This window comes from Paraburkholderia bryophila (assembly GCF_013409255.1).
In the GTDB taxonomy this organism is placed as follows: Bacteria; Pseudomonadota; Gammaproteobacteria; order Burkholderiales; family Burkholderiaceae; genus Paraburkholderia.
This window is the reverse complement of sequence record NZ_JACCAS010000001.1, coordinates 1,286,259-1,305,917: the sequence shown is the minus strand read 5'-3', so window position 1 is coordinate 1,305,917 and position 19,659 is coordinate 1,286,259. Positions and strand designations below refer to the sequence as shown.

The 19,659-nt window shown below is 59.3% G+C and carries 24 protein-coding genes; 14 read left to right on the top strand and 10 right to left on the bottom strand.

The window, feature by feature from the left end; genetic code table 11:
* Positions 1 to 796: 796 nt before the first annotated feature.
* The 7 genes from GGD40_RS05840 to GGD40_RS05815 all read left to right on the top strand — a co-directional run bounded on the left by GGD40_RS05840 (position 797) and on the right by GGD40_RS05815 (position 3,341).
* Entirely contained in the window at positions 797 to 1,318 is a 522-nt protein-coding gene (locus GGD40_RS05840; protein ID WP_179743074.1) for a DUF6471 domain-containing protein, read from the top strand.
* 303 nt (positions 1,319 to 1,621) lie between these two features.
* The gene (locus GGD40_RS36825) at positions 1,622 to 1,750 is read left to right on the top strand and encodes a hypothetical protein (protein WP_257030356.1); all 129 of its coding nucleotides are present in this window, start codon (positions 1,622 to 1,624) and stop codon (positions 1,748 to 1,750) included.
* Between the two features lie 50 nt (positions 1,751 to 1,800).
* Complete coding sequence (locus tag GGD40_RS05835) at positions 1,801 to 2,166, top strand: hypothetical protein (RefSeq protein ID WP_257030355.1); 366 nt, start codon at positions 1,801 to 1,803, stop codon at positions 2,164 to 2,166.
* Positions 2,150 to 2,464, top strand: coding sequence for a BPSL0761 family protein (locus tag GGD40_RS36820; protein WP_257030354.1), 315 nt, complete (start codon positions 2,150 to 2,152; stop codon positions 2,462 to 2,464). The genes GGD40_RS05835 and GGD40_RS36820 overlap by 17 nt, the downstream gene beginning before the upstream one ends.
* Positions 2,436 to 2,816 carry a hypothetical protein gene (locus tag GGD40_RS05825; protein ID WP_257030353.1) on the top strand — a complete coding sequence of 127 codons (381 nt, stop codon included), beginning with the start codon at positions 2,436 to 2,438 and terminating at the stop codon, positions 2,814 to 2,816. The genes GGD40_RS36820 and GGD40_RS05825 overlap by 29 nt, the downstream gene beginning before the upstream one ends.
* Positions 2,806 to 3,057 carry an excisionase family DNA-binding protein gene (locus tag GGD40_RS05820; RefSeq protein ID WP_179743073.1) on the top strand — a complete coding sequence of 84 codons (252 nt, stop codon included), beginning with the start codon at positions 2,806 to 2,808 and terminating at the stop codon, positions 3,055 to 3,057. The genes GGD40_RS05825 and GGD40_RS05820 overlap by 11 nt, the downstream gene beginning before the upstream one ends.
* 131 nt (positions 3,058 to 3,188) lie before the next feature.
* A complete protein-coding gene (locus tag GGD40_RS05815; RefSeq protein WP_179743072.1) occupies positions 3,189 to 3,341 on the top strand; it encodes a hypothetical protein in 153 nt (50 codons plus the stop codon).
* 832 nt (positions 3,342 to 4,173) lie between these two features.
* Here the strand turns inward: GGD40_RS05815 and GGD40_RS05810 are convergent.
* From GGD40_RS05810 to GGD40_RS05800, 3 genes are read right to left on the bottom strand one after another with little or no spacing between them, the layout of a single operon-like run.
* On the bottom strand, positions 4,174 to 4,419 hold the full coding sequence (locus GGD40_RS05810; RefSeq protein ID WP_179743071.1) for a surface-adhesin E family protein: 246 nt from the start codon (positions 4,417 to 4,419) through the stop codon (positions 4,174 to 4,176).
* Positions 4,420 to 4,462: 43 nt separating this feature from the next.
* Positions 4,463 to 5,044 carry a hypothetical protein gene (locus tag GGD40_RS05805; protein ID WP_179743070.1) on the bottom strand — a complete coding sequence of 194 codons (582 nt, stop codon included), beginning with the start codon at positions 5,042 to 5,044 and terminating at the stop codon, positions 4,463 to 4,465.
* A complete protein-coding gene (locus tag GGD40_RS05800; RefSeq protein ID WP_179743069.1) occupies positions 5,041 to 5,631 on the bottom strand; it encodes a hypothetical protein in 591 nt (196 codons plus the stop codon). The genes GGD40_RS05805 and GGD40_RS05800 overlap by 4 nt, the downstream gene beginning before the upstream one ends.
* 246 nt (positions 5,632 to 5,877) lie before the next feature.
* On the opposite strand from GGD40_RS05800, the gene GGD40_RS05795 reads away from it, so the two are divergent.
* Entirely contained in the window at positions 5,878 to 6,489 is a 612-nt protein-coding gene (locus GGD40_RS05795) for a hypothetical protein (RefSeq protein ID WP_179743068.1), read from the top strand.
* Here GGD40_RS05795 and GGD40_RS05790 read toward each other — a convergent pair.
* Entirely contained in the window at positions 6,470 to 7,744 is a 1,275-nt protein-coding gene (locus tag GGD40_RS05790; RefSeq protein ID WP_373565320.1) for an IS256 family transposase, read from the bottom strand. The two genes, GGD40_RS05795 and GGD40_RS05790, sit on opposite strands and share 20 nt — an antisense overlap.
* A gap of 81 nt (positions 7,745 to 7,825) precedes the next feature.
* Here GGD40_RS05790 and GGD40_RS05785 point away from each other — a divergent pair, with 81 nt between their 5' ends.
* Positions 7,826 to 8,698: a M48 family metallopeptidase gene (locus GGD40_RS05785; protein ID WP_179743066.1), complete on the top strand. Its 873-nt coding sequence runs from the start codon at positions 7,826 to 7,828 to the stop codon at positions 8,696 to 8,698.
* A gap of 42 nt (positions 8,699 to 8,740) precedes the next feature.
* Positions 8,741 to 10,015, top strand: coding sequence for an IS256 family transposase (locus GGD40_RS05780; protein ID WP_373565319.1), 1,275 nt, complete (start codon positions 8,741 to 8,743; stop codon positions 10,013 to 10,015).
* A gap of 237 nt (positions 10,016 to 10,252) precedes the next feature.
* Here the strand turns inward: GGD40_RS05780 and GGD40_RS05775 are convergent, their stop codons facing one another.
* Complete coding sequence (locus GGD40_RS05775) at positions 10,253 to 11,470, bottom strand: pyridoxal phosphate-dependent aminotransferase (RefSeq protein WP_179743065.1); 1,218 nt, start codon at positions 11,468 to 11,470, stop codon at positions 10,253 to 10,255.
* Positions 11,471 to 11,590: 120 nt separating this feature from the next.
* A complete protein-coding gene (locus GGD40_RS05770) occupies positions 11,591 to 12,247 on the bottom strand; it encodes an RraA family protein (protein WP_179743064.1) in 657 nt (218 codons plus the stop codon).
* 176 nt (positions 12,248 to 12,423) lie between these two features.
* Between GGD40_RS05770 and GGD40_RS05765 the strand changes: the two genes are divergently transcribed.
* Positions 12,424 to 13,362 (top strand): LysR substrate-binding domain-containing protein, encoded by a 939-nt coding sequence (locus GGD40_RS05765; RefSeq protein WP_179743063.1) that lies wholly within the window; start codon positions 12,424 to 12,426, stop codon positions 13,360 to 13,362.
* A 27-nt stretch (positions 13,363 to 13,389) separates the two neighbouring features.
* On the opposite strand, the gene GGD40_RS05760 is transcribed toward GGD40_RS05765, so the two are convergent.
* Both GGD40_RS05760 and GGD40_RS05755 read right to left on the bottom strand, forming a co-directional pair.
* Positions 13,390 to 14,199: an alpha/beta fold hydrolase gene (locus GGD40_RS05760; RefSeq protein ID WP_179744884.1), complete on the bottom strand. Its 810-nt coding sequence runs from the start codon at positions 14,197 to 14,199 to the stop codon at positions 13,390 to 13,392.
* Positions 14,200 to 14,402: 203 nt separating this feature from the next.
* Positions 14,403 to 15,020: a LysE/ArgO family amino acid transporter gene (locus GGD40_RS05755; RefSeq protein WP_179743062.1), complete on the bottom strand. Its 618-nt coding sequence runs from the start codon at positions 15,018 to 15,020 to the stop codon at positions 14,403 to 14,405.
* A 98-nt stretch (positions 15,021 to 15,118) separates the two neighbouring features.
* Between GGD40_RS05755 and GGD40_RS05750 the strand changes: the two genes are divergently transcribed.
* Positions 15,119 to 16,012 (top strand): LysR family transcriptional regulator ArgP, encoded by an 894-nt coding sequence (locus tag GGD40_RS05750; protein ID WP_179705533.1) that lies wholly within the window; start codon positions 15,119 to 15,121, stop codon positions 16,010 to 16,012.
* A 29-nt stretch (positions 16,013 to 16,041) separates the two neighbouring features.
* Here the strand turns inward: GGD40_RS05750 and GGD40_RS05745 are convergent, their stop codons facing one another.
* Positions 16,042 to 16,737 carry a heavy metal response regulator transcription factor gene (locus tag GGD40_RS05745; RefSeq protein ID WP_179705531.1) on the bottom strand — a complete coding sequence of 232 codons (696 nt, stop codon included), beginning with the start codon at positions 16,735 to 16,737 and terminating at the stop codon, positions 16,042 to 16,044.
* Between the two features lie 425 nt (positions 16,738 to 17,162).
* On the bottom strand, positions 17,163 to 17,555 hold the full coding sequence (locus tag GGD40_RS05740) for a hypothetical protein (protein ID WP_179743061.1): 393 nt from the start codon (positions 17,553 to 17,555) through the stop codon (positions 17,163 to 17,165).
* Positions 17,556 to 17,649: 94 nt separating this feature from the next.
* On the opposite strand from GGD40_RS05740, the gene GGD40_RS05735 reads away from it, so the two are divergent.
* Positions 17,650 to 17,916: a hypothetical protein gene (locus tag GGD40_RS05735; RefSeq protein ID WP_179743060.1), complete on the top strand. Its 267-nt coding sequence runs from the start codon at positions 17,650 to 17,652 to the stop codon at positions 17,914 to 17,916.
* 26 nt (positions 17,917 to 17,942) lie between these two features.
* On the top strand, positions 17,943 to 19,592 hold the full coding sequence (locus tag GGD40_RS05730) for a purine-cytosine permease family protein (RefSeq protein WP_257030352.1): 1,650 nt from the start codon (positions 17,943 to 17,945) through the stop codon (positions 19,590 to 19,592).
* The last annotated feature ends 67 nt before the right edge of the window (positions 19,593 to 19,659 follow it).

The following is a 19,659-nucleotide window of genomic DNA, read 5'->3' as shown; positions in this document are numbered from 1 at the left end:
CGGCGGCCAGCGGACGTGTGCGGCCACCGTGTTTTTGTTCGCGGAGCTTCGGTTGCCGCGATGTTGCTGCGGATAGAAAAGTTGCGCGCAAGAGTGCGCGGCGACAAATAAGTTGTCTTCATGAGTGCCTCCAAATGGACGTGTCTTGCCCCGGCGCACTCCATCTGGTAATCTAACGCGCGTGGTTTGGCGTAGATGTGCCTTTCGGGGTGCACCTCGTGAGACGGCGTCCAGGGTTGCAGCCCCGGACGCCGTTTTGTTTTTGGGCGTAGATGTTTTCCGCTGTCTGTAATCCGCTATCGGGGTCCCTGTAAAAGTTCAACAACGCAGCGAAAGCTGCTTGACAAAAATTGGATTTGTAGGGCGTTGCATTTCTCGCTATACTATTAATCTATCCATGCTAGATTTCCAATAGCTGCGCGTTATTTGGGGAGGCATAGTAGCCGAAGCGAGCCATGTCTCGCAAGTCTGTTGACGAACAGCACAGGCATTTCATCCGCGCCGCGACAGGTTCGCTGGTGGCTTAACTTCTTCTTTTTCTCGCGAACCAAGCGTTGGCTGCCGTCTTTCATCCGTCTGGCACGAACGAAGCTTGAATTTTTCGGCGGCCGGGCATCTGAGCTGTCGGTGCTCGCCTGAGAGCTATAGACGCTGTCGCTTCCGACCTAGATAATCGCGCAGAGCGCGCCTTCCTGAGGCGCCGTCGTCGGAAACAACACTCCATAAAAACACCGTTTCCATCGATACATTTATATCTGTAAAAATAATCGATTTCGCGGAAAAAACAAGGATTGTTGTGAGCGAGGAAGATGCGGTGTGGGGAGGACTAGCCTCCCGTGTCATCCGGGTCGCGCTTGAGCGAAAGGGATTGACCTATGCTGGATTGGCCGAAACGCTGACTGCCATTGGGGTTGGCGAAACAGAACGCGCCCTTATCTCGCGCCTCGCTCGCGGCACGGTAAAGCTCACACTTCTGCTGCAAATCATCCATGTAACGCAAGCCTTTGCTCCACGCCTTTGGCTGGAGGCATTAACTCTTCCCGGAACGTGGGAGGAACGGGCGCAAGCGGTGGTTGCGGCCGAACTGCGTGAAAAGCCATGGATTACGCCGAACCGACTCGTCTCTCTTCTCGCAGATATCGGAGTTGCCACAACCGAGAAGTCGCTTGCGTCTCAATTCTCGACAGGCGCGATTCCTCTCACGCTCTTTCTGCAGTGCTCCGTCGTGCTGGGGAGTTGCAGCCTCCATAGCTATATCGACTTCGCGGACCTTGTCGCCGCAGTTGACTTGAGCGACCGCCAGCGCGGCCCCGAATAGATGAATCCTTGAGTTCTTCAATCGGTGAGCTAGACTAAATTTATCGGCACATTTGTACCGGAAATATGGCGCTATCTTGGCATCGGCCTGGTGATTTTTCGGCCGACTCCAGAAGGCAGGAAATCCTTCGACGTCCCACAACTGCCTTGGCATCCAGCGCTGAGCGCCAACGCCATGCGTATGCGAGTAGGGTTTCCTGCTACATACCGACCTGCAACGGGTGGTGTTGAGCAGGGATTCAGGTGCCGCGGCGAAGCCAAGTCCTATCTGCTGACCAGGTGCGGCGACCATGCGCAGCCAAACATGGTCTACATGCTGTCCGGTGTCGAACTGGCCGAAGCAAAACAGATTTCCGATGACCATGCGGGGCGGGCGATACGTCGAACCACCTGCGCGTTCCGACCGGCGATGTATGCGACGGTCGAGACGTAGCCGGACTCGTGCGCATTGCCGCCAGGTCGACACGACATAACTGGAGGGGTATGAATTTCCACCACCAGCAGGAGACCGCGATGCCCATCTGGAGACCACGCCCCGCTTCCGAATTGCCGCGGATTCCGTTGTCTCGATGGCGCATATTCGAGACGGAGGACGGGGGCCGGCATTTTGTTGGCGTGGATATGTTTGACTCATCCGGGCGTGTCAGCTCGCCGATAGTGACGTTCGACCCGGTCGCAATGCAGGGCACGACTCAGACCGGACGTATTTACGAGCTAGTCGGCAGGAAAGGCTGGTCATTGAATGTCGAATACGTCTGGATAAGGTGGTGCGAGCTGTACGAGGTGACGTCGTACACCGACGTCACCGAACGTCTGCTCGACGGAGCTGATTATGACGACCCCACATGAGCGCACGAAAGCCGTTATTGATACGCGAGAGCTGTTGCAGATGCTCGCATCTGCCGACGAGATAACCATCAACGGCCTTTTCCAGACCGTGGCCCTAGGCCTGCTCAGGCACTATCCGCTCGACATTGACCTGGACCGGTCGGCCGCAGCATTACCCGGAATCTGGGCCGCACCAAAACAAAGGCGGCCGGGCTCAACAGCAGTCTCGGAATGTCCACGAGGTTCTCCCTACTGGGGCGATGCTGACGATGTTCGCAGTCAGGAAGAAGATGATGACCAGACGGCATGTGGTTCCTGACGATTTCCCGAGGGAGCCGTGGCCTGGACTCGTGCCCGGTGCACAACCCAAGCTTCTCGTGCGCGAGAAGAACAGGCGATATCACACCGGTCTCACAGACGAAGAGTTGTGGACGCGCTATGACGCGTGCGAGGACCTCTCCGGTCAGCTCGCGGAGTACGCCTCGGGAAAGATGTCCGCGTCTGACCTGTCGCTGGACGATGCACTGGAGCGGGTCGAGAAAGGTCTGAAAGCGAAGGTAGGCGCCGGCCAGTGGGATTTTTCTCGCGGCGAGATGGCCTGGTTGATGCAGCGTACGCGTGAGCTACTGTTGGCTGCGAGCAACGGCGGAGGCGTTCACCATGACCGTTGAAGAAGCCGCGAAATATCTCTTCGTGAGCCGTTCTCATATCCGCGTTCTTCTCGCGTCAGGGACGCTGCTCGAAGTTTTGCCGGGAAACCCACTCGGTGAGGTCGAAGTCGAAGTGGCTTCGGTACAGGCTTACCGGGAGAGATTGGACGCCGCGCGGCGAGCCTGGCTGGATGCGCAGACGGAGGATAACGACCCTGTGAGGTCGCAGGTACTTCGACGACCTCCGCCCGATGATTCCTAGCTCAGGATATCGCCACTGCCGCTATCTGGCCCTAGCGACATCAATCGGCTCCCCACATGGTCAAAGCGAACACCAGCGCCACATTATGGTTCAGCTATTCGCCCATCATCAGAACCACAAGGAGGTAAGACATGAAGCAGCTCAACCCCTTTTCTGAATGGCTACTCCACTTCGCTTCATCACAAAAGAATATCGACCGCGTCGCGATGTGGTTCGGAGGGGGCGTCTCAGTTCTGGCAGCTACATTTACCGTCGCAGTCATTGTCATGCTGCTGCTCAGATGAGCTATGCCGGGAACGACACGGTCATCGTCTGGTTCTCGAAATGTCTTTGCGACTGGGCAGGCTGACCACCGACGTTGGGCCACCTGATAACGCGGCCATCGCCCGTCACTACAGGGGAGCGGCATATGCTTTCGGAAAATATTCTGGACCTTGAGATTGCGCTTCGGAAGATTCACGAACTGTCTATGGTGGACGGCGATTTAGGGTATGCATACTGGCACGAAGTTGGTCAGCTTCTACGGCGAGCAGCTGGTATGCAAGCCGAAATGGATTTGCTCACAAAGGAGTTGGAACGATGTCGCGCAATACTTGCTCACGAAACTGGCTGAAAGTCACGCCAGATGTGGCAACAGGTGTTAGTCCAGCATCAATGCATTCGTCTGGTCGAGCCGCAGGCAACAGTGATGTCCGGCGAACCGAGCCTAGTCGTCGTTCTCTTTCGAGCGTGGCGACCTGATGTGAAGCCACGACACTCGCATTTGACGCTCGACTACACTCGGTGCCTGCCGCAACTGGTGCGGCGCTTTTGTGCGCTCAGACGGTGAGTCATCTGCGTGGTTTTCAGGCGGCGTTGTCCGTAAACCAAATTATTGGAAAAACGTGTGGTCGGGTGTTGAAGGTATTTGCGCAAACGTCTGTCGGACTGGATGCCTACAGGACGGCGACGTAACCGATTGATGTGCCGAGATAATTTGGGCGTAACCAGAACTAACGGTGAAGCGTAACCAGAATTAATGTACCTCGGCAATCCTTCACCCTGCGCTCCATTTCTTGTCGTCAGTCGGATAAGAAGAAGCGCCGTTGCCGGCGTTTCTTCAATCACAAGGTATTGCTAGCCGATACAGATTTTCGCGGCAATATCCGATTCCAGCGAACCCTCGGCAAAGGGTTCGAACGTGTGCGGATACTCTTTCCCTTCGATAAGTTTCCCGCCCCCCATTTTGCCTGTGTAGGCGAGTACCTTGGGCTGTGAAATTTGTCGCGTAGCGCAGTTGATGACGACGCTGTTGACCAGCGACTGGAACGCCGGTTTTCCTTTCGTGGCGTTCGGTTGCGGCTTCGAGAAATCCTCAAGCACCGCCCCGAAAGAAAGCGCTCCTCTGTGCTGCGCCTGGCAGCATTCACAAGCTCTTGCAGGCCGGTACGGTTATCGCTGCCACCGGCAACCGCTCGACATGCCCGTCGACAACTTTCAACTGCGTCACGGATAGCTCCATTGGCTTGCCGATATTGGCGCCCGTCGTGACTTCGTAATCAGCGGATGGCTCGGGCGTGAACTGGGCAAACTTGGCCGAGTTGTAGATCACAAACCCGGTATCGCGCGACCACTGCGAACCGAATTCAAGGGGAATTCCCGCTTTGACCCGAACTTCAGCGTAGGTGAGCTTCGATTCGTCCGGGATATCGTTGGGCATATCGAGCTTTGGCGGTGGGTTTAGCGCCGAATTCAAATTCAACGACTTGTGCTGATACGTAATGAAGGCGAGCGACCGTGTCGCCCGGTCCATCTTGAAGTGGCACGGTGCCTGAGTGTATTGAAGCACGTTGTCACTTCCTTCTCCCACGAAGCGGAAACGCACGCGGGCACTCGTGTCATTCGGGCCCAGCACGATATCGGTGGGAAGGCAGGCGGCAAGCAGTGTTGTGCATGCCGTGACAGCTAGAAATCGTTGAAGTCGCGGGGAGCGAGGGAACCAGTTCATTTTAGGATGATCGAGATATCGCCTTCGTAGGCATTCGGAAGGCCGTAGAGTGAACCATTCTCCGAACGCGCTACCAGCCGGTCGGTATTTGCGGATGATGCGGCGTAGACCACGATGTACTCCGCCGAAGCAGGTATAGGCGTCGTTGCAAAGTAGTAGGCGCCCCGAAAGAACTTTGAATCTCGTGCCATCGGGTTGAGCTTGTTGTTGGCAACCTCTTTGAGACCCGCGTCGAGAAAAAGAACACGCGGCCTGAAAACCGTGGCCAGAGGTAACCAATCAGAGCTGGCGTAGGTATCGACTTCCACCGTCGTCGCTTTCACCTTGGGCAACCTGTATGCGACAAAAGTGGCCCTGCCTTCAGCGAAGTCGAACGTCGAACTTCCGTTCAGACTGATGTGCGTATGGCTGACTCCTTCTGCACTCATCTCTTCGAAGTGAACACTCCGCCAGTTGGAACAACACCCGGCCGGAGGCGGTGGGTCGAAGGAGATGGGCGGACGGGTTGCGCACGCGCTCGCGGCGAGAATCGCAAGCAAAGCGAGCGGTTTGATGAGCAAAGGAATTTTGTGGCTCGCCGCAGTCATCCAGGAAATTATCCGCACAAACAAGTTAGACGCGTTTACGGCGTCGCATCATAAAACTTTATCCCGTGCAGTTTGCCACTCTTTTGTCACAATCGAGCCGCAATGGCCGGCATGCCGCGATGTGGAACTTCAAGTCAACATTTTCTTCGGTATCGACGAGCGATTGGAATGCATCTGGCATATTCGTATTCCGCGATTAAAGCGTTCCTTGCTTTCGGCCGATAACGAATTATCAATCACTGACGCTTGCAGTCGCTCGTCGTGCTCTTCTTTTGCCTATTTTTTGTCCCCATCCTTGGGCAGTTGACCGCCCGTTACATGGCAAATGAACTGGAAGGCCAATTCCACGACTCCATCGTGTTGACCCAGCATTTCCTCACCGATGAAGACTATAAGCAGCGTCAACTGAGCTACGCGTCGGTTTGCTCAAAAATGGAGGCAACGGGTGCTACGGCGGAAACCAAGGCGATTTGTTCGCCGGCAGACGAAGTAGCACTGGTTGACCTAAGTTCCTGGGCATTAGGCGCGCTGGGGGTTCTGATGCTGACACTCATTTACGGCGCTCGCTGGTTCACGGGCACCAATCGGGCACGGTTGAGCTGGACATTCGGGTTTGTGGTCAGGGCCGTCATGCTGCTGCTTGCAGTCGCGGTCCTGGGTCAGGCAGCGCTCTTCGTGTTCTCCATCTACACCCTTGAGTCAATGGCCATCCAGCGGGTCCACGGAGTGCTGCTTGGAAGCATCGCGCTGACCGCAATACTTGCATTTTGGTCGTTGTTGCGATTTACGTTCGGACGAACCTGTCCGCATTTTTGTGTGCGAGGCGGGTTAAAGATTTCTAGCCACGTGCGAGCGTGAAGCGCTCGCCAAACAGGATAGCAAACTGGTTCATCGCCGCTTTCCAGTCGAATGCCGCTCTCACGGACTTTGCCAGCACGTTACGTAGCGCCAGCCACAGCAGCTTGATGGCGGCCTCGTCGTTGGGGAAGTGGCCTCGGGTCTTGATGATCTTGCGCAGTTGCATGTTCAGACTCTCTATGGCGTTTGTTGTGTACACGACCCGGCGTATCTCCGGAGGAAACACGAAGAACGGTGTGACGTGTTCCCAGGCGCGCTGCCAGGATTGCACGATGGTCGGATACTTCGTTCCCCAGGGTCCTTCAGTGAAGTCCTGCAAGGCCTGCTGTGCAGCCTGTTCGCTCGCGGCTGCATAGATCGGACGCAGCGCCGTGGCGACCGCCTTGCGGTCCTTGTGGCTGGCGTACTCCAGACTGTTTCGGATCAGATGCACGATGCAGGTCTGCACCGCCGTGCGGGGGTACGCCGTCCCGATCGCCTCGGCCAGTCCTTTCAGACCGTCCACCACGGCGATCAGGATGTCCTGGCAACCGCGGGTCTTGAGGTCATTGAACACCTTGAGCCAGAACTTCGCGCCCTCGGTCTGTTCAATCCACAGGCCGAGTACGTCGCGCTGGCCGTCGGCCTGGATACCCAGCGCCAGATAGACGGCCTTGTTGCTCACCACGCCGTCGCCACGGATCTTCACGCGTAGCGCGTCGAAGAACACCACCGGGTACATCGGCTCGAGCGGGCGGTTTTGCCAGGCCAGCGTTTCAGCCATCACTTCGTCAGTGACTGAGCTGATGAAGTCGGGTGAGACCTCGGTGCCATAGCTTTCAGCCAGAAACGCCTGAATCTCGCGCACGCTCATGCCGCGGGCGTACATGGCGATGATGCGCTCATCGAAGCCCGTGAAACGGCGCTCGTGTTTGGGAATCAGGATCGGCGCGAAACTGCCCTCACGATCGCGCGGCAGATCGAGCCTGACGGGGCCGCGCTCGGTGATGATTGTCTTGTCGCTGGCGCCGTTGCGTTCGTTGGCCTGGCCGTCAGGCTTGGGCTGGCCCGGCGGGTAGCCCAGATGCATGTTCATCTCGGCGCCCATTGCGCGCTCGATGATGGCCTTGTTGAACGCCAGCATCAGGTCCTGAACCTGGACAGGCGTCATCGGACCCTTCACCAGTTCATCAAGCAGACCTTCCGGCAGCTCAGGCAGCGGCCCTCGGGCCGCTGCCTGGGAGGCTACGGTACGTTTCTTTTTCATGATCGGCATATCCATGATTTTCATCCTTCATGATATGCCTCGCCCACAAAATCACGGATAGGTCCGTTCGGACTGTTCAAGCTTCAGCCGATGCTGGTCAAAGCGATATTCCTCTCCCGAGAGGAACAGCCTGAACTTTATGCGTTCGTCGACGACATCGCAATGCGGCTCAACGCGCAGCCGCCTAAGAACATCATCGCTGGAATCGAGCCGAAATTTTTTGTTACCACTAGCCCAGTAAGTCTCTTTGGACAAAACGGCACGCTTGCCAATCAAACGTTGTTCATATCGCTGGCGATGATGAGGCTTTTCGACAAGCGGGAGTTCGCGGCGGTTATCGGACACGAGCTCGGGCATTTCCGGGACGACGATACGACATACAGCATGCGGTTCGCCCCGACTTACGCCCGCCTTGGCAACGCGTGGGCTGCAATGTCTGTTCAGACTGGCGGAGCGGCTGATCTTGCACGCCTGCCGGCATTGGTGATGCTCGACACATGCTGGACCGTCTTCGCATCCGCGGAGCGGGCAATCGGACGCGAACGAGAACTGCTTGCCGACAAGGCGGGGGCGGAAGCTTCTGACGCAGGTTCCCTTGCGCGCGCGTTGGTGAAGGTCTCGACTCACGCTGCCCAATGGGGATACTTGACTCAAGCCCATATCGACCAACTCGCGGAAGGGCGTACATTTTCAAATCTCTCAACGACATTCGAAAACGGCTGTCGAACTGCGTTGAGCGCTATGGACTGGTCGGTCGCACGTGACGCACTGGGCAGTTCAACTCAGGCCCACCCGGTGGACACACACCCAGTCCTCTCCCAGAGATTAGAGAGTCTTGGAACGTCCTTGGACGCAATCACGCTCGACGACATATCTGTGCCAACTGAATCTTCCGTTTTACTTGTGCGGCATCCGGAGGAAATCGAAAAGCAGCTCTCCGTGCTCGAGGGGACCTATCCGTGATTTTGTGGGCGAGGCATATCATGAAGGATGAAAATCATGGATATGCCGATCATGAAAAAGAAACGTACCGTAGCCTCCCAGGCAGCGGCCCGAGGGCCGCTGCCTGAGCTGCCGGAAGGTCTGCTTGATGAACTGGTGAAGGGTCCGATGACGCCTGTCCAGGTTCAGGACCTGATGCTGGCGTTCAACAAGGCCATCATCGAGCGCGCGATGGGCGCCGAGATGAACATGCATCTGGGCTACCCGCCGGGCCAGCCCAAGCCCGACGGCCAGGCCAACGAACGCAACGGCGCCAGCGGCAAGACGATCATCACCGAGCGCGGCCCGGTGCGGCTCGATCTGCCGCGGGACCGTGAGGGCAGTTTCGCGCCGATCCTGATTCCCAAACACGAGCGCCGTTTCACGGGCTTCGATGAGCGCATCATCGCCATGTACGCACGCGGCATGAGCGTGCGCGAGATTCAGGCGTTTCTGGCTGAAAGCTATGGCACCGAGGTCTCACCCGACTTCATCAGTTCGGTCACCGATGAGGTGATGGCCGAAACGCTGGCCTGGCAAAACCGCCCGCTCGAGCCGATGTACCCGGTGGTGTTCTTCGACGCGCTACGCGTGAAGATCCGTGGCGACGGTGTGGTGAGCAACAAGGCCGTCTATCTGGCGCTGGGTATCCAGGCCGACGGCCAGCGCGACGTACTCGGCCTGTGGATTGAACAGACCGAGGGCGCGAAGTTCTGGCTCAAGGTGTTCAATGACCTCAAGACCCGCGGTTGCCAGGACATCCTGATCGCGGTGGTGGACGGTCTGAAAGGACTGGCCGAGGCGATCGGGACGGCGTACCCCCGCACGGCGGTGCAGACCTGCATCGTGCATCTGATCCGAAACAGTCTGGAGTACGCCAGCCACAAGGACCGCAAGGCGGTCGCCACGGCGCTGCGTCCGATCTATGCAGCCGCGAGCGAACAGGCTGCACAGCAGGCCTTGCAGGACTTCACTGAAGGACCCTGGGGAACGAAGTATCCGACCATCGTGCAATCCTGGCAGCGCGCCTGGGAACACGTCACACCGTTCTTCGTGTTTCCCCCGGAGATACGCCGGGTCGTGTACACAACAAACGCCATAGAGAGTCTGAACATGCAACTGCGCAAGATCATCAAGACCCGCGGACACTTCCCCAACGACGAAGCTGCCATCAAGCTGCTGTGGCTGGCGCTGCGCAACGTGCTGGCAAAGTCCGTACGCGCCGCATTCGACTGGAAAGCGGCGATGAACCAGTTTGCTATTCTGTTTGGCGAGCGCTTCACGCTCGCACGTGGCTAGAAATCTTTAACCCGCCTCGCACACAAAAATGCGGACAGGTTCGCTCGAGGCGCAGTGGCTGGTCGCGATCCGCGCTGTAGTGGTCCCGCAATCAGAGTAGATAGCACTCCGAGGTGCATCAGTTTGCTACCCCGTCGCGAAACGGTCGGATCTGGCAAGCTAAGCATGGCAACGAGACACCCCGTGGGCGGCGTCACTCTCATGGGGTACGACGGACACTCTCGCTCAAGCATTCCTCTACCCAGAAAGCCTCTCACAAAACCGCCCAATCGCCTCACACGCCCGCTGCAACGCCGCACTCTCCAGCGCATAAGCAATCCGCACATACGGCCCAAGCCCAAAAGCACTGCCATGCACGGTCGCTACGCCTGCCTCGTCCAGCAGCCCATTGACCACATCTTCATCCGAGAGCAGTTGCTTCCCTGCAGCCGTAACTTTCCCAATCAACCCCTCACACGAAGCAAACGCATAAAACGCCCCCTGCGGAACCTCACAACACAACCCCTCAGTAGCATTAATCGCCCGCACCAGATAATCGCGCCGATGCTGAAAAACCGACCGCGACTCCGAGACAAACTGTTGAGAGCCGGTCAGTGCAGCCAACGCGGCATGCTGCGAAATGGTCGACGCCCCCGAAGTCTGTTGCCCTTGCAACTTCCCCATCGCATCGATAAGCCACCCCGGTCCAGTTCCAAAACCAATCCGCCAACCCGTCATCGCATACGCTTTCGATACTCCATTCATCGTCAGCACACGCTCACGCAACCGGGGCTCGACCTGAGCCAGCGTAAAGAACGTCAGCCCATCGAAAATGAGGTGCTCATAAATATCATCCGACAGCACCAAGACGTGTGGATGTGAAAGCAGTACCTCAGCCAAAGCCAGCAATTCGGCGCGACTGTACACCGCACCCGTAGGATTGGATGGCGAGTTGAGAATCAACCATCGCGTGCGCGCCGTAATCGCGCCCTCCAGCAAAGCGGGCGTAATCTTGAACCCACTCTTCACCCCACATTCGACAACGACGGATTTCCCGCCGCACAGTTGCACGATCTCCGGATAGCTCACCCAATACGGTGCCGGGATAACGACCTCATCACCTTCATTGAGCGTCGCTGCAATAGCATTAAAAATGACCTGCTTTCCACCATTGCAAACAATGGTCTGACGCCAGTCGGTATCGAGTCCATTCTCGCGACGAAATTTATCCGCGACCGCCTCGCGCAACGCCCGCATTCCGGCAACCTGCGTGTAGCGCGTATAACCATGCCGAATGGCGGCAATGCCTGCCTCTCTCACATGCGCTGGAGTATCGAAGTCCGGTTCGCCAGCGCTCAGCGATATCACGTCGGCACCTTGCGCGCGCCGGGCGGCGACCCGATCCATCACACCGTAGGTTGCCGAAGGCCTCGCTGATGCCAGAAAGCGATTGAGTCCGTTCACGCTGGTTGTCATCCGACTTGTCTCCACCTCGACGCACCGTGGAGATCGAGCGTAGCGCGACCGTTGCCGAGTGCCTGATCTTCTAAACGCGCTTTTCTTGGATTCGTCATGTGCACGACTCGGAGAAGATTATTAAGCACGGATGGCTTCGAACTCTTTGTCGTGCATGACCTCGGCGACGGAGCGTCCCGCACGGACGGCGGCGACCATACCGTCCTGACGGCGCGTAATTCTTTCGCCGAGTTCCAGCACTTCATCGATACGCGACGCGGGCACGAACACCGTGCCGCAGCGGTCGGCCATCACGTAGTCGTCCTCGTGCACGGTGACGCCGGCAATCTGCACCGGCTGTCCCGAGTCGATCTGAACGACCCGGTTTCTTGCGCTAATCATCGTGATGCCGCGGCCATAGACCGGGTAGGCGATGGACTCGCTTCCTTCAATATCGCGACTGACGCCATCGATAATCGAACCGCGAATCTTTTTTGCCACTGCCGCGTTCGCCAGAATGTCGCCCCAGCAGGAGATACCTTCGAGGCCGCCCGCAATCACGAGAACGCGATCGTCGGTGGTGACCGCATCGACGACTGGTGTAATCAGATGCGCGGTCGGCGCCGCATCGGTTTTGGGCCCAAGCTGAATGGTGCTGGCTCGGCCGACGATCTTCGGACAGTCCCATAGCGGGCGAAGGCCATAGGTCGCGCCTTGAATGCCGAGAAAGTCGAGTGCATCGGAGATCGTGTTGGTGTCGAGCGAAGCAAGCCGGTCGAGCGAGGGAGTGTGGTTCATGACGAGGGTCCAGTTGGGCAGTGACGCAATCGTCGACTTCCCCATCTGATATGTAAATTCGTTGCTCAATATCTCTCTGATACGATTTGCGGATCAAGCAGCGCGACCGTTTGCTGCGATAAAGACTGACCGATCGGCCGAATCTGACCATCGCCCACACGCCAAGGGGCATTGACATGACCACTATCGATTTCCGCCTCATCCGTCAACTCTGGATGTTCCTTGCCGTCGCCGAAGAAAAGCACTTTGGGCGCGCTGCGGAACGGTTGAACATGTCTCAGCCTCCCTTAACGGAACAGATCAAGGTGCTGGAACAGTCGCTGAAGTTAACGCTGTTCGAACGCTCTCGCCGAGGGACTCAGTTGAGTGCGGCAGGCGCCGCGATTTTGCCGGCGGTCCAGCAGTTCGCCGACCAGGTGGAACGTCTTGAGCGTGTCGTACGGGAAGTGGCGGCCGGTCAGACTGGCGTCCTGCAGGTGGGCGCGATTACATCGGCCATGCTTGAAACGGTGCCGGCGGTATTGAACGCATTGAAGCGCGACTATCCGAACCTGACGGTGTTCATTCGGGAGATTGATAGCGTCGAGGCGATCCCCGCGCTGGAGGCGGGCGAACTCGATGTCGCGTTTGTGAGGCTGGACGGTAACGTCGGACATGGAATCGCGACGCTGCCAATCGCCGAAGATCGGCTTGCGGTAGCGGTGCCGCGAGATCATCCGCTGGCGGCACTCTCCCGCGTGCGTTTGCGCTCGCTCGCTGACGAGTCGCTCGTGATGTCGTCGCGGCAGATCAGCCCGGCTTACTTCGATTTTCTGACCGCCGTCTGCCAGTCACACGGTTTCGCGCCGCGCGTGTTGCATGAGGTCCGCTCGGTGACGTCGCAAATCGCCTACGTGGGATGCGGTCAGGGCATCGCGCTCGTGCCGTCGTCGATGCGAAAACTGGCCTCGGAAAACGTGGTGATTCGCCCGTTGAAGGAGCGTGTCATGGTCGTGACGGCCGCGCTCGCGTGGAACGCGAACCGGCATCATCCGATGGTTGACGCGGTGGTGTCCTGGGCGAAAGACAATGCCGCACGCAAGCCGAAGAAGAATGCCCAGGCGTCTGGCGATTGAGACGGCTGGATCAAGGCTGCCATCGTGCTACTCGGGGGCAATGTGGCCAAGGAACAATGCAATCCGTTTCCACATTTCAACCGGATTGGAGTACATCGGAAAATGACCCGAATGCGCTATGGAGGCCAGCGTCACACCCGATTCCTGCAAATGCGGCAAATAGGAGAGGCCGGCGTTTTGCTCGCCGAACATAAACATCTTCCGGCACGGCAGATCGACAAACCGGGCCAACAGGTTGCCGTGGTCGGAGAGATGCACCATCGACGTAAATATTCCGCGCACGGCGCCCGCGCGCACTTTGTGCCGCAGGCTCGCCGCGTAGAGCGAACTCGAGAAGTCGGGCGCGCCCCAGTTGCGGTCGATGAAGTCGGCAAAGAACCGCTGCGGGTCATCGGACGGATGACTCACGATTTGTCTGCTCAGAAAGCAGTCCTCGGGCGCCACGTTGCCTTCGATGTCGATGAAACTCAACACGCGTTCGCGCTCTTCATGAGCGAGCATCAACGACGTCAGGCCACCCATCGAATGTCCGACCAGATGGAACCGCTGGACGTCCAGCCGGTTCAGCACAGCGCGCGCGGCGTCGACGAGAAAGGGGATGGATAGCGCGGACAGGTCGCCGCATTCGCTGTCGCCGCAGCCCGGTGCGTCATAGGCAACAAACGGGCGACCGGCGAACGCGGGCAATCGAGCGATATCGGCATAGTCTTCTTTCGTGGAGCCGAAGCCGTGAAGAAAGACAATCGGCTCACCGTTCCCCAATCTGTGCAGCGATGAAATGTTCAGGTCCACGCCTCGAACATTCAGTTCAAGCGTTTCTCTTTTTATGTCTAGCATCAATGTCTCCACGAGTTACGGCAAGAGTCGCGGACGTCCTGACGGCCCGTTCATCTGATCTCACCATACTCGCGGATTCCGCTAACCGTGTAAATTCGCGATTTCGTAACGCTGTGATAGGAATTTGCTCAGGATCCGGCGAATGGAACGCAGTCGTCGAGCAAGACAAGGTGCAATGTCGACGACTACCGCGTTTAACGAGGCTATCGCAACTGCGTCACCGCAATCAGCAACACCATGCTCCCAATCGCGCCATCCAGCACACGCCACGCGGTAGCGCGACGAAACAGCGGCGCCATCGCCCGCGCACCGTAACCCAGACCGACGAACCAGATCCCGCTCACCACCATTGCGCCGAGGGCGAACGCCACACGCGCGCCTTCCGGCTCACGCGCACCGGCGGTGCCGATCAGTAGAAACGTGTCCAGATACACGTGCGGATTCAGCCAGGTAAGGGCGAGTGTCATCAGCACGATCGGTAGCGCGCGCTGCACGGGCGCCGCGCCGCTCGCTTCGGCCTGCAGCGCAGCATGGTCGGGCCGCACAGCGCGGCGCAGCGCGTTGAAGCCGAACCACGCCAGATACGCGAGCCCGACATACAACATGGCGTGGACGAACACCGGAAAGCGTTTCACCAGCACCGACGCGCCGCCGACTCCCGCGCCGATCAGAATGAAGTCCGACAGCGCGCACAGCGCGACGATCTTGCCGACGTGCGAGCGCATGATGCCCTGACGCAGCACATAAGCGTTCTGGGCGCCGATCGTCACGATCAGCGAGGCGCACAAGGCGGCGCCGTGGGAAAAAGATAGCCAGTTCATGAATCGATCCAGTAGACGGGAGAAGCGAACAGGGCTAGTCTGCGGTTTCGCCGATCATAAGAGAAGCTAATTTACTTAATGCAGATTAAGGAACGCTAATGCTCGACTACGCTTTGCTCGATGCGCTCGCCGCCGTGGTCCGGCACGGTTCGTTCGACCGCGCGGCCAGCGAACTGAACGTGACGCCGTCCGCGGTCTCGCAGCGGGTCAAGCTGCTGGAGGAGCGGGTCGGCAGCGTGCTGGTCAAACGCGGCCAGCCGTGTGTTGCCACCACCTCGGGCGCGCTGCTGTGCCGCCATACCGAACGCGTGCAATTGCTGGAAGCGGAGCTGACCGGCCGCCTGCCGGCGCTGCCTGGCGCATTGGTGGAGCCGTGGCCGGCGCTGCGTGTGGCGGTCAACGACGACAGTGTCGGCACCTGGTTCATCGACGCGGTGGCGCCGTTCTGCGTCGAACGGGAGATGCTGCTCGATCTGGTGGTGGACGATCAGGACCACACCGCGCAGCGCATTCGCGACGGCAGCGTGCAAGGCGCCGTCACCACGCAGGCCGAGCCGGTGCAGGGCTGCCGCTCCACACGTCTTGGGCGCATGCGCTATCTGGCGGTGTGCTCGCCGGCGTTTCAGGCGCGTCATTTCGCCGACGGCGTGACGCGCGAGAGTTTGCGACGCACGCCGTGCGTCGACTTCAATCCGAAGGATCAGTTGCAGAAGCGCTTCATGCGCCGAGTCACGCGCGCGGAACTCGATCCGCCGTTGCACTGGATTCCGCATGTGGCCGGTTTTCTGCGCGCTTGCGTGATGGGACTCGGCTGGGGCATGTGCCCGGAACGGATGATCGCCACGCATCTGGCCAACGGCGAGCTGGTGGAGATCGCGCCCGGCAAGCATATCGATGTGGATCTGTACTGGCAGAGCTGGCGGTTGTCGATCGGCTGGCTCGATGATTTTGGCGCGGTGCTGCGCCAGCGGGCCGCCGAGTTTCTCGACTGAGGCGCGGGGCGGCGCCGCCCCGCGCCGCATCAACCCGCAGGCGGGCTACGTTCTTCGAGCACGTAGCCCATGCCGCGCACCGTGTGGATCAGCTTCGGTTCGTAGTTATCGTCCACCTTCGCGCGCACGCGGCGGATCGCGGCGTCGACCACGTTGGTATCGCTGTCGAAATTCATGTCCCAGACCTGCGATGCGATCGTCGAGCGCGCGAGGATTTCACCGCGTCGGCGCATGAGCAACCACAGCAGCGAGAATTCCTTCGCGGTCAGCAGGATCTTGTCGCCCTGGCGCGTGGCCTTGCGGCGCGTCAGATCGAGCGCGAGATCCGCCACATGGAGCGACGCGGCGTCCCGCGCCGGGTCGCGCGTGGCGCCGCGCCGGAAAATCGAGCGCACGCGCGCCAGCAATTCGGCGAAGTCGAGCGGCTTGACCAGATAGTCGTCTCCGCCCATTTCGAGGCCGCGCACCTTGTCGTTCAGATCGTCGCTGGCGGTGAGCAGTAGCACGGGGGTGGAGTGGGTCAGGCGCAGATTGCGCAGCAAGGTCCAGCCGTCCAGTCCGGGCAAGACCACGTCGAGAATGATCATGTCGTAGTCTTCGGTCAGCGCGAGATGCTGGCCGGTCACGCCGTCTTGCACCCAGTCGACGACAAACCCCGCTTCGGTCAGACCTTTCCGAAGATACGTGCCGTTTTTCGCTTCGTTGTCGACGATCAGAATTCGCATGGTCTTTCTCCTGTTGACGCCCGCTGCGCCGCGCCGCGCGAATTGCGCGGTGTGGCGGTGCAGGGCGGTTGAGGTTGAGCTCGGCGTCGTGAGCGTGCCGGGTGCGAGCGCCTGAGGGGCAGGGGCTGCGGACTGCACCGCTGGCGAAGGTGGGTCGATTCAAGGCCCTTTCGTGTCGTTGGATACGCGTACGAAACGATTATAAGAAGAGATTTTTTTGAGACGATTTATAACTCTGTCAGGTAGAGAAATTTATAACGGTATCCTTAGTATGTTATCTAGTTATACCATGGCATGACGTGAATGGGCTGTCGCGTTGGGAGCGGCGAAGACGGACGAAGGCGGATAGCGGCGGTCGGCGGCGCGACCATGCGGGTCGTGAGGACGGTGCGAGCCGCCCGTTAAAAGCGTTGGCGTACGAGGGTTCAGGCGCCAGATCGGCAAGCTTCCCGTGACGGTGTGAGCGCTGCGAGATTGAGCGGTGCGCAGCGCTTGTCGGCCTGGACGTCACAACGCTGCGTCCGCGTCGGAACGTCGCGGTGAAGATGGCTTGCCAGTTCGAGCGATAGCAGACCGTGGACGAGTGTCGGCTCATCACATGCCTGCCGCGGCCAGATGACGGCGGCCTCGCGTTGCGCTGCCGCGCCGTCGAACAGATGCGCGGGCTGGTTGAGCCAGAACGCCAGCGAGCCGATGACAATCGAGACCAGGCCGCCGGCGAGCGACAGCGTTTCGCTCTGGCGTCTGAAGAAGCGGCGTATCGACGCAACCGCCGCAACCGCCGCAACCGCCCTGGGATTCGGAATGCGTGTCGCCATGTCGCGCGTGGGTCGAGTACGTCGCATGAGTTACGTCCCGGAGTCAGGAGTCGTCATCGTAGGAGGGCGCCGCCCATAGCAGGATGAGCGGCACATGACAATTTCGTCATGTTCGCGCGTGTTGCGGATTCTCGCGATTCGCATCGACGTTTTCACCCACGGGAGCCTTTTTCATGTCTCCGAGTGGCGTCGTCGGATGCTCGGAAAGCCTTATGGAACGGACCTTGACGCTTACATCGTCCGCGATCGAAGTAAAGGTTGGGCGGTCGATATTTTTGCCTGCGCCGATTGTCTTTACAGTGGCGTCCAGACATCTCAAAAAAGTGGACGCCGCATCCCCGTGGCGAGCCATCGTGAATGACCTGGCCGTGACAGGAGTCGGAGACAATGAGCAGCAACGGCATCACCCAAGTCGAAACATTCGGTTTCGAACGCATCCCGGATCGCTCGCGTTACGCGCGGCCGATCGACCTCTTCCGCCTGCTGTTCGGCGGTTGCAATACTTTTTCGACGTCGGTGCTGGGCAGCTTTCCCGTGCTGCTCGGTCTATCGTTCAAGGCCGGCGTCTATTCGATTGTGCTCGGTGTGCTGATCGGCTCGTGCATTCTTGCGCCGATGAGCCTGTTCGGTCCGCGTAACGGCACCAGCGATCCGGTTTCGTCGGGCGCGCATTTCGGTATTCACGGCCGGATCGTCGGCTCGTTTCTCGCGTTGCTGACCTCGGTCGCGTTCTTTTCGCTGGCGGTGTGGAGTTCGGGCGATGCGCTGGTGGGCGGCGCGAATCATCTGCTCGGCCTGCCGGTCAACTGGATCACGCTGAGCGTCGCGTACGGCCTGTTCGCGGTGCTGGTGCTGACGGTGTGCATCTACGGCTTCCGATTCATGTTGTGGGTCAACAAGATCGCCGTGTGGGCCGCGAGCCTGCTGTTCGTGGTTGGTATCGCCGCCTTCGCCGGGCCGTTCGATAGCGCGTACGCCGGCAAGGTCGCGCTCGGTTCGGTCGGCTTCTGGCCGGCCTTCGTCAGCGCCGTGCTGGTCGCGATGAGCAACCCCGTGTCGTTCGCGTCGACGCTCGGCGACTGGGCTCGCTATATTCCGCAGAACACGCCGAGAAAGCGCACGATCCTCGCGGTGATGCTCGCGCAACTCGCCACCTTCGTGCCGTTCTTCTTCGGCCTCGCGACGGCGACGATCATCGCCAGCAAGGCGCCGGATTTCATCGCGTCGAATAACTACGTGGGCGGTTTGCTGGCGATCTCGCCGAACTGGTTCTTTCTGCCGGTGTGCCTGATTGCGATTATCGGCGGCATGTCCACCGGAACCACCGCGCTGTACGGCACGGGGCTCGACATGTCGAGCATGTTCCCGAAACTGTTGAACCGCGTGCGCGCCACGCTGCTGATCGGCAGTCTCGCGATCGGCTTCATCTTTCTCGGCCGCTTCGCGTTCAATCTCGTCGAAAGCGTGTCGACGTTCTCGGTGCTGATCAATACCTGCAGTTGCCCGTGGATGGTGATCATGATCATCGGCTTCGTCACGCGGCGCGGTTTCTATCTGTCGGACGATTTGCAGGTCTTCAATCGCGGCGGCCGTGGCGGTCACTACTGGTTCACGCACGGCTGGAACTGGCGCGCGATGGGCGCGTGGATTCCGAGCGCGGCGATCGGCCTGTGCTTCGTCAATCTGCCGGATCAATTCGTCGGTCCACTCGGTCAGCTTGCCGGCGGTCTCGACCTCAGCATGCCGGTCTCGCTGACGCTCGCCTGCACGTTGTATATCGCATTGCTGCAGTGCTTTCCCGAACCAGGCGGCGTGTATGGCCCACTCGGGCGACGCTGGCTGCGAGGCGGATCGGTGGGCAATGCGGGCGTGCATCCGGTGGTGCCGGCGACTAAGCTGAAGACAGCGGCGGCGCACGCGGAACCGCAAACGCGGACGCAAACTCCAACGCAGCCGCGTCGCGCGGTGCGAGCGGGCAGTGAACACGGTGAAAGCCGCGAAAACGAAAAAGCATTGGATACGCAGGACGCCGGTTGACGCGCATTTTCCGCGCAACCGGATCGATGACGCGCCCGGCAACAAGCATTCAAGTAGAGCAGGCAAA

What these genes read in the sequence shown, in the direction of transcription:
- GGD40_RS36825 (WP_257030356.1), top strand. Translation starts at nt 1,622, where the DNA reads ATGGTCTACATGCTGTCCGGTGTCGAACTGGCCGAAGCAAAACAGATT.
- GGD40_RS05835 (WP_257030355.1), top strand. Translation starts at nt 1,801, where the DNA reads ATGAATTTCCACCACCAGCAGGAGACCGCGATGCCCATCTGGAGACCA.
- GGD40_RS36820 (WP_257030354.1), top strand. Translation starts at nt 2,150, where the DNA reads ATGACGACCCCACATGAGCGCACGAAAGCCGTTATTGATACGCGAGAG.
- GGD40_RS05825 (WP_257030353.1), top strand. Translation starts at nt 2,436, where the DNA reads ATGATGACCAGACGGCATGTGGTTCCTGACGATTTCCCGAGGGAGCCG.
- GGD40_RS05820 (WP_179743073.1), top strand. Translation starts at nt 2,806, where the DNA reads ATGACCGTTGAAGAAGCCGCGAAATATCTCTTCGTGAGCCGTTCTCAT.
- GGD40_RS05815 (WP_179743072.1), top strand. Translation starts at nt 3,189, where the DNA reads ATGAAGCAGCTCAACCCCTTTTCTGAATGGCTACTCCACTTCGCTTCA.
- GGD40_RS05805 (WP_179743070.1), bottom strand. Translation starts at nt 5,044, where the DNA reads ATGAACTGGTTCCCTCGCTCCCCGCGACTTCAACGATTTCTAGCTGTC.
- GGD40_RS05800 (WP_179743069.1), bottom strand. Translation starts at nt 5,631, where the DNA reads ATGACTGCGGCGAGCCACAAAATTCCTTTGCTCATCAAACCGCTCGCT.
- GGD40_RS05790 (WP_373565320.1), bottom strand. Translation starts at nt 7,744, where the DNA reads ATGCCGATCATGAAAAAGAAACGTACCGTAGCCTCCCAGGCAGCGGCC.
- GGD40_RS05785 (WP_179743066.1), top strand. Translation starts at nt 7,826, where the DNA reads ATGCTGGTCAAAGCGATATTCCTCTCCCGAGAGGAACAGCCTGAACTT.
- GGD40_RS05780 (WP_373565319.1), top strand. Translation starts at nt 8,741, where the DNA reads ATGCCGATCATGAAAAAGAAACGTACCGTAGCCTCCCAGGCAGCGGCC.
- GGD40_RS05775 (WP_179743065.1), bottom strand. Translation starts at nt 11,470, where the DNA reads ATGACAACCAGCGTGAACGGACTCAATCGCTTTCTGGCATCAGCGAGG.
- GGD40_RS05770 (WP_179743064.1), bottom strand. Translation starts at nt 12,247, where the DNA reads ATGAACCACACTCCCTCGCTCGACCGGCTTGCTTCGCTCGACACCAAC.
- GGD40_RS05765 (WP_179743063.1), top strand. Translation starts at nt 12,424, where the DNA reads ATGACCACTATCGATTTCCGCCTCATCCGTCAACTCTGGATGTTCCTT.
- GGD40_RS05760 (WP_179744884.1), bottom strand. Translation starts at nt 14,199, where the DNA reads ATGCTAGACATAAAAAGAGAAACGCTTGAACTGAATGTTCGAGGCGTG.
- GGD40_RS05755 (WP_179743062.1), bottom strand. Translation starts at nt 15,020, where the DNA reads ATGAACTGGCTATCTTTTTCCCACGGCGCCGCCTTGTGCGCCTCGCTG.
- GGD40_RS05750 (WP_179705533.1), top strand. Translation starts at nt 15,119, where the DNA reads ATGCTCGACTACGCTTTGCTCGATGCGCTCGCCGCCGTGGTCCGGCAC.
- GGD40_RS05745 (WP_179705531.1), bottom strand. Translation starts at nt 16,737, where the DNA reads ATGCGAATTCTGATCGTCGACAACGAAGCGAAAAACGGCACGTATCTT.
- GGD40_RS05740 (WP_179743061.1), bottom strand. Translation starts at nt 17,555, where the DNA reads ATGGCGACACGCATTCCGAATCCCAGGGCGGTTGCGGCGGTTGCGGCG.
- GGD40_RS05735 (WP_179743060.1), top strand. Translation starts at nt 17,650, where the DNA reads ATGACAATTTCGTCATGTTCGCGCGTGTTGCGGATTCTCGCGATTCGC.
- GGD40_RS05730 (WP_257030352.1), top strand. Translation starts at nt 17,943, where the DNA reads ATGAGCAGCAACGGCATCACCCAAGTCGAAACATTCGGTTTCGAACGC.